Origin of the sequence: Blautia marasmi (assembly GCF_900258535.1) — a bacterium.
Lineage (GTDB): Bacteria > Bacillota > Clostridia > Lachnospirales > Lachnospiraceae > Blautia > Blautia hominis.
The window spans coordinates 3,770,323-3,782,511 of sequence record NZ_OIWX01000001.1 but is presented as its reverse complement, the minus strand read 5'-3'; the positions used below and the strand labels follow the sequence as shown (position 1 = coordinate 3,782,511).

Sequence of the window (12,189 nt, the reverse complement as noted above, 5' to 3'; positions counted from 1 at the left end):
TCCTCCATGTAACCGGATCGGTCTTTCTATCTTTGTCTTATCATCCGGTGTGTTTGTCTTTCTATCCATGAAACATGGCCTATTTTAGCAGATTATTGTGTTGATGTCCAGTAAGAAGCGTTCATAGTACAAAAATTTATAACGGATCTGGGCAGACGGCGGTAGGATTTTCCCATGCGGTAACCCAGAAATTTAAAGCCGCTCTTCACCACCAGCTCCGCGATCAGCCAGGGTCTGTGTATTTTGAACAGATACCCTGCCGTCTTTTTTACCAGGCGGATGCCCTCACTTTCAGAACGGATACCTGCAAAAACTTCCGGATGGTCCGCCTGAGATACTGCCAGATCAAAGTTTCGTCTAAACTGCTGCATACACCCGTAATTGTGGGAATGAATGACCTTGGCCTCCGCCTCATATGCCACACAGTAACCTTCCAGAATCAGTCTGCCAGCAAAAATCATATCCTCATTAAAAATGGTGTGTGTGATAAACCCTCCCATTTTTTCATAAATACTCCTTCTGTATGCTGCACAGACGTTGGAGCAGAAAAAGGTTTTGATCCCCAGATCCGGCAGGTCGTCTTTGCTCTTGACGCTGCTCTTTGCCGGATAATTAAAGGAACGTGTGTACTTTTCAATGATACGGCAGTCTTTGTCTGCAAGCTGTCTGCCGTAAGCTGCCCCCACCTTGGGATCATGGAAAGCTTTTACCAGTTCTTCCACCACATGTTCATCCGCAGGCACTGCATCCTGTGTAAAAAAGACCAGTATATTGCCTGTGCTCACAGCCGCCGCCCTGGCCCTTGTTCCACCGTGGTCAAATTCTTCTTTTTTTAAGTGTTCCACCCGGACATTTTCCATCCCCTGTATCCAGGCATCTTTCCAGAATTCTTCTTCTGTATTCATGATCAGGATTTCTTTTATGGGATAGGTCTGCCTCTTCAGCCCTTTCATCAGCTTCCTGAACTTTTCATCCGGTTTGTATACCGGTATTATCACTGTCACTGTATAAGAATCCATTGGATCCCTCCTTGATATGGCACAAGGGATGCTGTGTTATACACACAACATCCCCTGCCGCTTTTCTTATTTTTTATTCATAATCTTCATACTCGCCGCTTCCGGTTCCATTGTCACCGGAATCTCCTGAACCACCGCCGCTGTATCCGTTATCCTGGCTGTCATCATAACCATTGTCATAATTATCGTCGGAATCATCGTAATCATCTCCGCTGTTGTAATCGGATGATCCGCCGTCACTGTAGTCGGAGGATCCGCTGTCACTGTAATCGGAAGAACCGCTGTCGCTGTAGTCGGAAGAACCGCTGTCACTGTAGTCGGAAGAGCCGCTGTCGCTGTAGTCGGAAGGGCCACTGTCGCTGTAATCAGAAGAATCGCTATAGCCACCGGAACCGCTGTCATCCGTATCACCGGAGCCGACAGAACCGCTTTTGCTTGACTGCTTGAGCGCAGACCCGTCATAAGTGGAGGCCCGTTCTGATATAAATGCTTTCTGCTCATCTGAAACATAAGAATTTCCGAATCCTGAAAAGCCTGCAATATAGTCACTTCTCTGTTTTACTGTCTCAGAAGGTTCATAGCTTTCTTCTCCAAAAAGGAACTGATGCAGTGCTTTAACGTTTGTCTCCAAAGTTGTAGGTATCACATAATCTTCACCTACAGGACTGCGTTTCACTTCCTCTCCCATCATGTTACTGGTGGGAAATCCGCTGGTTTCTCCCAGCTTGTAAGACAGGATGCCCATGCCAAGCTTTATCAGATCGCTCTTACTGAAATCAGTGGCGATCATTGGAAATACCTCGTCCATAATATCGTTCAATGTGGACAGACTTGCTTTTTTTGCCTTTTCTACAATAAGAGAAATGATGTATCGCTGACGTTCGGTACGCTTCATATCCCAGCCGCTGGTATAGCGGATACGGCAGTATGATGTTGCCTGGACACCATTCAGGTGATAAGTGCCTATAATCTCTGACTCCTGTTTATCATCACCAGGGTACTCCGGCATTTCAATAGGTTCATAATCCATACCTGTCACTTTTGCCGTCTCCACACAGTAATCATTCATGTTCTTGATCTCAACATAGGTCATATCCACATCAAGACCGCCCAGACAGTCAATTGCAGTAGCCAACGCTTTAAAATTCACGGCAACATAATTAGTAATATTCAAATCCAGGTTTGTATTTATCATAGACATTGCCTGGGTCGGACCGCCGGTATTATACGCGGCATTACATCTGGTATAGACGTCATTGCCAATATTCACATAGGTATCCCTGTAAAGAGAAACCAGCTTCACTTCTTTTGTATCATTGTTGATACTGGCAATAATGGTCGTATCACTCTGTCCTGATTTTACATTTTCTTCTCTATTATCCACACCGAACAAAGCAATGTTGGTAAATCCCTTCAGCGTTTTGCTACCGATCACGTCCTCATTGACCTCAACCTGGCTTGCTTCTTCCGAGTTGTTGTTGTCAAGATCCAGCTTATTCATCTTTTCGTTAACCTTAGCGTATATGAAGAGTCCGCCCACCAGGATCAGCAGCACAAACAGTTCAATACCAAAAAGCACTCTTCTTTTTCTGCGTCTTCTGACGCTTTTGTTCTTTTTTGCCATTTCACTTCCCCTTATTTACTAATAAGCGTTTTTGTTTACAAAGCCCTTAAAAACTGTGAGAAACAGTATCTTAATATCAAGCCCTATGGTCCAGTTCTCAATGTAATACAGGTCATACTCAATTCGCTTGCGGATGGAGGTGTTTCCCCTGTATCCATTCACCTGAGCCCATCCCGTAAGTCCTGGGCGTACCTGATGCTTGATCATGTATCTGGGTATCTCTTCCCGGAACTTTTCCACAAAAAACGGACGCTCCGGTCTGGGACCAACCAGACTCATCTCTCCGCGCAGTACATTGAAAAGCTGAGGCAGTTCGTCGATACTTGTTTTTCTCATAAATTTGCCGAAATTGGTGACTCTTGGGTCATCCTTAACGGTCCAGGCTTTTTTCTCCTCTTCCGGCGGCTGCACATCCATGGAGCGGAATTTGTACATCATAAAATTCCGGTTGTGCAGACCCACCCTCTCCTGCTTATAAATAAGCGGCCCGGGAGATGTGATTTTTATCATGATCACCGAGAAAAGCATAACCGGTGAAAATAATACAATTGCGGCCAGCGCGCCTCCAAGATCCATAATGCGCTTTATCAGGGCATTGAAGGTATTGGATAGGGGCACATATCGGATATTGATAACCGGCAGTCCCAGAATGTCCTCTGTATAGGGTTTTGTGGGGATGATGCGGTTATAATCCGGTATAAATTTTGTATGCACTCCTGATTTTTCACAGAGCGCCACAATCTGTTCCAGACGGTAATACTCATTCAGTCCAAGAGTGATGGCAATCTCATCCAGGTGGTTCTGCGGCAGGATCACCATCAGATTGGCAATCCTTCCCAGCACTTTGATCCCCTTATACTCGGTTCCCGCCTCAATATGGTCATCCAGAATTCCTCTCACCTTATATCCCCACTGGGGATTTGCGAGAATACGGTCGATATATTCCTCAGCGGCACGGCTGTAGCCCACCAAAAGAACATGCTTCTGGTTATATCCCTTGGAGCGCATCTGACGCAGCCCCAGCCTTATAAGGTTCCTGGACACAGTCTCCAGAAAAATATTGACCACATAAAAAATGACAATAACATGACGGGAAAAATCAATCTGCTTAACCAGATATAAGGCCCCGACAAACAGAAACATCCCAATGGTATTGGCCTTAATGATATTGGAAAGTTCCAGCCTTCTTCCCTGCATACGCTTTGGCGTATACATGTTAAATGCATAATTTAATATCAAATATCCGGGCACAATGAACAGCAGCGCTGACATATAGACCCGGAAAGGTAATCTTCCTACATTGTCGTTCAGGAAAGGTACATAAAACTTAATGACCCAAGCCAGAAAATAAGAGAGCGCAATCACAAAAGCATCGATCACCACCTGCAGACGGTTAAAATGCTTCTGGTTCTCTTTTATCAAGGTTTATCACCTTCTCTTCTTCATAATTCGCAGCCATCTGCACTTTACTCTGCCAGCTGACCACGATCATCCGTAACCGTTCAGTACCTTCACAATCACAGACAAAAATCCATGCAAACTGCCTTTGACAATGGAATTTGCGCCTGTCTGTAAAACGCGGTCTTACAGTCAGCACAGTAAATGCGCAGACCTGCTGCTTAGTTACGATAATTCCCACTTATAATACTATAAATTTAACGAAAAGGCAACAAAACATTTTCTGAAGACTCCTTAAGAAGGCAAAAAAACGGCAATTTGCAGGTTTTTTTACTGCAAAATGCCGTTTTTTCACGTAACATTATTCCATATTTTTGTTACTTTCTTCCAATTTTTCCACCAGTTCCCTACAGATTTCTTCCGCGCTTTTTTTGTCCGTATTGACAATAAAATCCGCTGCTGCCATGTATTTTTCTCTGCGTTTTTCCATAAGCGAACGGATGTACGCTACTGTCTTGTTGCCCTCTATGACGGGACGGTCATGACTGTCCTTTACCCGTTCCAGGATCACCTCCGCAGAGGCGGACAGCAGCACCACTCTGCCGTTCTTTTTCATCTCTGCCACATTACACTCCCGCATAGGTACCCCGCCTCCGCAGGATACGACTACATTTTTCCTGTCCTGCAGCTCGATCAAAAGTTCTGTCTCCAGATTGCGGAAATATTCCTCACCGTGAGTCTCAAAAATTTCCGGTATGCTCATCTTCTCTCTTTCGGAGATAAGCTGGTCCATCTCCACTACTTCCAGGCCGTACTTTTCACTCAGTGTACGCGCAATTGTGGATTTTCCTGCTCCCATAAATCCGATAAGGACGATATTATATCCAAAATCTCTCTTGTCTTTCATGCTGTTTCCCCTGTTTCCCTTTATGAATGTAAAGCAATGAATTTATTATAACAGAAACAGGAAAAATAGCAATTCTTTTTTCATCAGACAGCAAACAGGTCGTTGAACGCCTCGCTCATAGTTGGATGGGTATAGATCTGGTCACGCAGCACTTGATAAGGAGCACCTAAGTCCATTGCCAGTTTTATAGTGTTGATCATCTCGTAGGACTCCTCACAGAGAAGCATAGCTCCCAGTATCTGCCCTGTTTCCTCATGGATCACTGCCTTTAACATGCCCTGGGGATTCTTCAAAACTTGTGCTTTGGGGATGGCTGCTGCCGGAAGTACTGCGATCTTCACCGGTATCTCTGCCTTCCTGGCCTCTGTCTCATTCATTCCCACGCGGGAATAGGAGGGAGAGATAAACACACTGTAAGGAACCGCCTTTCTCCTGGAGAGTGCATAGCTGCCGCCGTTCATCTGGGACCAGATGATCCTGAAATCATCCAGGGAAGTATAAGTAAACTGCAGCCCGCCGTGCACATCTCCCATGGCCCAGATATTATCAGCCGTTGTCTTCAGATTGTCATCCACAACCACTGCCCCTCTGCTGTTAAGCGCTACCCCTGCCCGCTCCGCGTGCAGACCTTCCGTGTTGGGTTTTCTTCCGGTTGCGATCAGCACAGCATCTGCCTCCAGGATTTCCTCCTGTCCTTTGAACGTCAGCTTCACCAGGGCATGGCCGTCTGCCTGGGCGATCTCGTGGATCCCGGCTCCCAGCTTAAAGGTCACACCGCGGTTTTCCAGCACACCCTGAATAGCACCCGCGATATCCCTGTCTTCTCTTGGGATCAGCACTTCCCCGTCCTGCAGAACCGTCACCTTTGTTCCGAATCCTGAATACATGGAAGCAAACTCCAGGCCAATATAACCGCCTCCCACGATCACAAGGCGCTTTGGATAGTCTCTTAAATCCATCAGTTCTGCGCTGGTATGTACAAAGGGATTACCTTCCAGCCCTTTGATCGGCGGGATCACAGGGGTTCCTCCTGCGTTGATAAAGATTTTCTCCCCCTTGATTTCAAAGGTTTCCTCAGCCATCTTCACCTCCACAACTGTGTTGGAGACAAACGATGCAGTTCCGTTATATACATCCACATTTTCCAGGTCATCCAGCTTCCTGAAATTCTTTTCCCGGAGCATGGAGGTAAGCCTTCTCTTTTCATCAATGGCCGCTTCATAATCCGCAGTCCTCTCTTCCGGTGATGCTTCTTTCTTATTAAAAGCCAGCCCGGAGCTTCTGATCAGGGATTTTGACGGGATACACCCCACATTGATACAGGTTCCGCCGTACATGCCCGCGTCCTTCTCAATCATTGCCACCTTTTTACCCTGTCCTGCCAGCTTGCCTGCCAGTGTTTTGCCGCCTTTGCCAAATCCGATGATCACTGCATCATATTTTTTCATATCTCTTTACCTTTCCTCTCTGTGGAAAATCCTTTTATCTATATCCTCTATGGTTATTTTACTGAGTTTTTCCCTGCAAACTTCATTCAGCTCGCCATAAATATCATCCATAATGTCAGCCATCCCAGAAGCTACCATACATTCCATATCCGGATTCCCGGACTTCCAGGACGCGCACACAGCCTCTGTCTCCAATGCGTCATAAATCATGGCAAGATCCACATCCCCTGCTTCCATAGAAGTATGGTACCCACCATTCTGTCCCTCTTTGGTGGCGATAAGATTCTTCTTTTTCAGCTTTGCCATAACCTTACGGATACGCGCCGGATTGGTACAGACATTCTTTGCCAGCTCCTCACTTGCCAGGGTCTCCTGTTTATGGTTCAGATAAACCAGCGCATGTACTGCAATTGCAAATTCACTTGTCATTTTTCTCACCCTCACTCCTGTTCTTTTTCATGCTTGTGCATATAGCACCGCGTTTACAACTCCTGATGCAGTCGCCGCAGCGGATACACTCCCTGCTGTTGGGATTCTCCCACACACGGATATCCATCTTACAGGCCCTCTGACAGCTCCCGCACCGGTTGCACTTAGATTCATCCACCTGATATCGGTACAGCGCAATCGGATTAAACAGGCCGTAAACCGCGCCCAGAGGACACAGATATTTACAAAACGGCCTGTATACCATAAGGGAAAGGAGCACGATCACCACCAGGATCGCCACCTTCCAGGCAAACAGAAATCCGATCGCTCCCTGCAGATCCTTATTTAAAAGCACCAGGGGAATACCTGCGGTCAGTGTCCCGCTGGGACAGATAAACTGGCAGAACCAGGGACTTCCCTGTCCGATAATATCCACATAAAACATTGGCAGCAGTATCACAAATACCACTAATATCACATATTTCAGCCATATAAGCCATCTGTGCCCCGGCAGATTCTTCCTCTTTCTCTTTTTAAGAAACGGTATCTTATAAAGAAGATCCTGAATCAGCCCAAACGGGCAAAGCCAGCCGCACACAAATCTTCCGATCAGGGAACCGATAAAAATCAGAAATCCGATAATATAAAAGGAAAACCGATAATTACGACTCCCCAGCACTGCCTGCAGAGAGCCAATGGGACAGGCCCCAAGTGCTCCCGGACAGGAGTAGCAATTCAGCCCCGGCACACACAGCGCCTTGGTGGGACCTTTATAAATCCTTCCTTTGATAAATCCCAAAACATAGCCGTTGGTCAGTGCCGTAAATCCCACCTGCACAATCAGCCGCAGCCTGTTCTGGATCTTCTGCCAGATATTAACCAATTCCTATACACTCCAGACATATATTGATCGCTTTTGTAAGCACTGTATCCGCTTCCCCCCGGCTCACCCCAAACAGGATAAAGGCCGCCGCCGTGACAAGAAGCAGGCCTCTGATCACTGCCGCTTTCTTCCTACTCATTTGACACCTTCCCAAGCATCTCATCTATAATAGCTGTCCACTGCTTCTTACTCTTTGCTCCCGGGTAAGTATCTCCAATCTGGTTACCATCCTTATCCAGGAAAATCGTTGTGGGTACAACCTGCGCATTTTTCAAGATCCTATACTGCATATTGGCATCCTTCGGTATCACAAGATGTGTATAATCAGCTTCTGTTGACTCCACGATCTCAAGCGCCGTCTCATCCCCCGGTTTACTCACATCACTGATGATCCCCACCATCTGAAATCCTTTATCCGCATATTCCCGGCTCAGTTCCCCAAGATCCGGCATTTCCCTGATACAAGGCCCGCAGAAAGTCCCCCAGATATTCACCATGGTCAGATCCGATTTCCCAAACAATTCCTGGTCCACATCCTCCCCATCCAGTGTCTTAGTCTGAAACTCCCCAAAAACATCATTCTTCTCCACCGCATCCCCAGCGCCCTCATCCTGCGCTTCTGCCTGCTGTCCATCCTGGCTGCCGCTCTCTACGTCCGCCTTCTGTCCCTCTCCCTGACTGTCATCCTTCCCCTCCTGCACTTCTTTCGTCTCTGCACTTTCCTCTGCAGCACTGCCGGAGGCTACACTCTCCTCCTTCTGGCTTTTCGCGCTCTCTTCTGTCTGTGTCTCAACCTTCCCCCCATCATCCTCTTTATCCCCACAACCAGCCAGCACCCCAGCCGCCACTACAGCCGTCACCGCCATTGCCATCCAATACTGTCTCCGTTTTCTCATAATAAACCTCCATATTGTTATCTTCTCTGTTACAGTTCATACTGAAATTATATTAGTTACAGTTCCAAATGTCAATACCCTTTCCCACATTTTTTCCATTTCCCCCTCTTATGTAACCAAATCACATTCCCCCTTAATCCATTCTGCCTTAAGCCCTTCTGCCCCAATCCTGTCCATCTCAAGCCTATCCGCCTCAAGCACTTTCACCTCAAGCACTTTCTACCTCAATGCCCTCCGCCTCAGGCCTATCCGTCTCAAGTACTTTCTGCCTCAAGCACTTTCGCCTCAAGCACTTTCTGCCTCAAGCACTTTCTGCCTCAAGCACTTTCTGCCTCAAGCACTTTCTGCCTCAAGCACTTTCCGCTTCAAGCCCTTCCGTCTCATGCCTATCCGTCTCATGCCTTTTCTACCTCAAGCCCTTCTGTCTTAAGCACTTTCAGTCTCAATGCTCTCCGTCTCAAGCCTATCCGTCTCAAACTCATTAAGCCTCAAACACTTTCTGCCTCAAGCACTTTTCGCTTCAAGCACTTCCGCCTCAAGCATATCCGTCTCAAGCCTATTCTGCCTCAAGCACTTCTGTCTCAAGCACTTTCCGCCTCAATGCTCTCCACCTCAAGCATATCCGTCTCAAGCCTTTTCTACCTCAAGCCCTTATGCCTCAAGCTCATCTGTCTCAAGCACTTTTCGCCTGGATTCCGTCTGCCTCAAACCCATCCGCCTGAGAACACCAGGGATGAGGGGAGGTACCGGGAGGGGCGGCGGGGTGTATATCTGTGGCAGCGAGGTTAAGTGGAAGGTTCTGTGAGATCCGCCAATTACGCAGACTTAGGCGTGAGCCCGCTGGCGAACGTCTTAGTCGTAGTTATTGGCTAGCTCACAGGTTCTGGAACGTCGAGCGGCCACAGATATACACCCCGCCGCCCCTCCCGGTACCTCCCCTCATCCCGTCCCTCCCAGCCAAAACACAAAAAAAGAAGCCGCCAAGCTCCCACAACCGTGTTCCGCCCGACAGCCTCTCCCCCGAATCCGTTTATTTGAATCCGTTCATTTAAATCCGCTCATCTAAATCCGCTCATCTAAATCCGCTTATCTATACTCGCTTATCTAAATCCGCTTATCTAAATCCGCTTACCAAAGTCCACTCATCTCCTCCCCTATTTTCCCGGATCGATCACATACTTCCCTTTCGCCCTCACCTCAGGCCTCCCCAAAACATCCTCCAATTCCTCCAGTCCGCATACCGCATAAACCATACTGCTCACATCCAGTCTCCCCGAATTAATCAGATCCAGCGCCCGTCTCTGTGTATAAGGATTAATATAGGAAGCCTTCAGCACCAACTCCTTCTGAAAGATCTGAAACGGCTTCACAGCAATCTCTTCATCCGGCTTTGTAAGCCCAAACATCATGACAACCGCCTTATTCCCCGCAATATCAATTGCCTGCTCAATAGTAGTCGGACGCCCCACACATTCGATCACCACATTCACCCAGTTCATCCCACATTCTGCCAGACGGCCTTTTACATCTTCCTTCAGCGGGTCAATACATACATCTGCCCCAAGCTTTCTTCCCACTTCCCTCTTGTTCTCCACCGGTTCCAGCAAGGCCACCTTAGCGGCCCCTGCCAGCTTTGCAAGCTGAAGCATCAAAAGCCCTATCATACCGCCGCCGATCACCACCACTTGGTGTCCGGGCTGGATCTCGCACATGTCAATACCGTGGAGACAGCAGGCCACCGGTTCTGCCATTGCGCCCTGCTCAAAAGTGGTGTGCTCGCCCAGCAGATAGACCTGACGTTCATCCACCGCACAATATTCCGCAAATCCGCCGTCCACTGTGGTTCCATATCCGATCATATTTTCACAGTAATGGGCAACCCCGTTTCTGCACGGGTCACAGGCTCCGCAGTAACAGTTTGGATCAATACACACCCTGTCCCCCGCTTTGTAATTCTTCACCTGGCTTCCCACTTCCCGGATCACACCGGAAAATTCATGTCCCAGGATGGTGGGCGGTGTCACTTCCGCTGCGCCTTTATCTCCCTCATAAATATGAACATCGGTTCCGCACACGCCACATGCCTTAACCTGAATCAACACATCATGAGGCCCCACAACAGGCATCTTATGTTCTTCCACTCTCAGATCATGTTTTCCGTAAAATACTGCACTTCTCATATCCGACTCCTCCTGAATCAAAACTAATTTTTACTTTTACCTTAAACTTATGATTATGTATTACGCATAAGTTCACTATATAGCAAGGTACCACAAATTACAATTGACAATAATACCAATTTTAAGCACAAGTTTTTATTCATTCTGCTATAACTTTTGATTAGGAATTGTCTTTTTCTTTTTCTCATACTAAAATAGAAACAGCAGCAGTAACCGGCGAGATACGGAACCGATGCAAACAGCAATATCCCAGGAGGAAATTCATGATGACAACCGGCATGACCACAATGGAAATCAAAAAGATAAATAAGAGCAAAGTATACCATCTCATATATGACAGCCACACCATCTCCAAGCAGGGGATCGCCTCTGCCCTGCAGATGGGTATGAACACTGTGACACAGAATCTGAAGCTTCTGGAGGAGGAAGGCTTGATCGAACGGAACGGTTATTTTGAATCCACAGGCGGCAGAAAGGCCCAGGCTATCCGCATTCTGCCCAGGGCCAGAATATCTCTCGGTATTGAGATACTCAGGAAAACCCTGCATATTGCCGCTGTGGATCTATACGGCTGCATTCTAGAACAGGAATCTTACCCCCTCCCTTTTCATGTCTCAGATGCATACTGTGAAAAAGTAGGGCAAACGGTAAATGCTTTCACAGAAAAATATAGGCTGCCCCGGCAACAGATCCTGGGCGCAGCGATCGCAATGCAGGGCCTGATCTCCACTGACGGTACCTCTGTAAGCTATGGCAGGGTGCTGGACCATACCGGTATGAAGCTTTCGGATTTTGCCCGCCATATTCCCTATCCCTGCCGCCTGGAACACGACTCCAAAGCAGCCGGTTATCTGGAAACCTGGCATCAGGAAAAGTTCCGGGATTCCATTGTAGTCCTGCTGAACCAGAATCTGGGCGGGGCTGTCATTCTGGATGGAAAAGTGCATAACGGCCTCGGCATGCACAGCGGTTCCATAGAACATATGTGTATCAATCCTGACGGCCCGCTCTGCTACTGCGGGGAGCGGGGCTGTCTGGAAACCTACTGTTCCGCGGACAGTCTGGAGCGGGCGGCAGGGACCGACATTCCCACTTTCTTCGGACAACTCCGGCTTGGAACCCCTGCCTTCATAAAGATCTGGGAGGATTACCTGCGGCACTTGGCGTTTGCCATATGTAACCTGAATGTGGTGCTGGACTGCTATGTCATTATAAGCGGATATCTGGCCCCCTACTTTCTACCGGAAGATTTGGAACGGCTCACACGTATGATCACAGACTCCTCCCCATATAAACAGCAGAAGGATTTTATTTTTCTGAGTACCCACGGACAGCTTGCACCTCCCGTGGGGGCGGCTCTCTATTATATAGATGAATTTTTGCACGAAATATAATAAGGTATGGG

The 12,189-nt window shown here is 47.6% G+C and carries 11 protein-coding genes; 1 reads left to right on the top strand and 10 read right to left on the bottom strand.

The window, feature by feature from the left end; translation table 11 throughout:
* Positions 1–92: 92 nt before the first annotated feature.
* The 10 genes from C6P39_RS16320 to C6P39_RS16275 form a co-directional block, all read right to left on the bottom strand.
* Positions 93–1,019: a glycosyltransferase gene (locus C6P39_RS16320; RefSeq protein ID WP_095171569.1), complete on the bottom strand. Its 927-nt coding sequence runs from the start codon at positions 1,017–1,019 to the stop codon at positions 93–95.
* 73 nt (positions 1,020–1,092) lie between these two features.
* Positions 1,093–2,643 (bottom strand): LCP family protein, encoded by a 1,551-nt coding sequence (locus tag C6P39_RS16315; RefSeq protein WP_104804489.1) that lies wholly within the window; start codon positions 2,641–2,643, stop codon positions 1,093–1,095.
* Between the two features lie 18 nt (positions 2,644–2,661).
* Positions 2,662–4,065, bottom strand: a complete 1,404-nt coding sequence (locus C6P39_RS16310) for an undecaprenyl-phosphate glucose phosphotransferase (protein ID WP_104804488.1) — start codon at positions 4,063–4,065, stop codon at positions 2,662–2,664.
* Between the two features lie 337 nt (positions 4,066–4,402).
* The gene (locus C6P39_RS16300; protein ID WP_095171577.1) at positions 4,403–4,948 is read right to left on the bottom strand and encodes a shikimate kinase; all 546 of its coding nucleotides are present in this window, start codon (positions 4,946–4,948) and stop codon (positions 4,403–4,405) included.
* 83 nt (positions 4,949–5,031) lie between these two features.
* Entirely contained in the window at positions 5,032–6,396 is a 1,365-nt protein-coding gene (locus C6P39_RS16295) for an FAD-dependent oxidoreductase (RefSeq protein WP_104804486.1), read from the bottom strand.
* A gap of 6 nt (positions 6,397–6,402) precedes the next feature.
* A complete protein-coding gene (locus C6P39_RS16290) occupies positions 6,403–6,825 on the bottom strand; it encodes an RrF2 family transcriptional regulator (protein WP_095171581.1) in 423 nt (140 codons plus the stop codon).
* The gene (locus C6P39_RS16285) at positions 6,815–7,699 is read right to left on the bottom strand and encodes a 4Fe-4S binding protein (RefSeq protein WP_167398066.1); all 885 of its coding nucleotides are present in this window, start codon (positions 7,697–7,699) and stop codon (positions 6,815–6,817) included. The genes C6P39_RS16290 and C6P39_RS16285 overlap by 11 nt, the downstream gene beginning before the upstream one ends.
* Position 7,700: 1 nt before the next feature.
* A complete protein-coding gene (locus tag C6P39_RS27705) occupies positions 7,701–7,847 on the bottom strand; it encodes a CD1871A family CXXC motif-containing protein (protein WP_167388440.1) in 147 nt (48 codons plus the stop codon).
* Positions 7,840–8,604 carry a TlpA family protein disulfide reductase gene (locus tag C6P39_RS16280; RefSeq protein ID WP_242987061.1) on the bottom strand — a complete coding sequence of 255 codons (765 nt, stop codon included), beginning with the start codon at positions 8,602–8,604 and terminating at the stop codon, positions 7,840–7,842. The genes C6P39_RS27705 and C6P39_RS16280 overlap by 8 nt, the downstream gene beginning before the upstream one ends.
* Positions 8,605–9,758: 1,154 nt before the next feature.
* Positions 9,759–10,784, bottom strand: coding sequence for a zinc-dependent alcohol dehydrogenase family protein (locus tag C6P39_RS16275; RefSeq protein WP_104804484.1), 1,026 nt, complete (start codon positions 10,782–10,784; stop codon positions 9,759–9,761).
* Positions 10,785–11,047: 263 nt separating this feature from the next.
* Between C6P39_RS16275 and C6P39_RS16270 the strand changes: the two genes are divergently transcribed.
* Positions 11,048–12,178 carry an ROK family protein gene (locus C6P39_RS16270; RefSeq protein ID WP_104804483.1) on the top strand — a complete coding sequence of 377 codons (1,131 nt, stop codon included), beginning with the start codon at positions 11,048–11,050 and terminating at the stop codon, positions 12,176–12,178.
* The last annotated feature ends 11 nt before the right edge of the window (positions 12,179–12,189 follow it).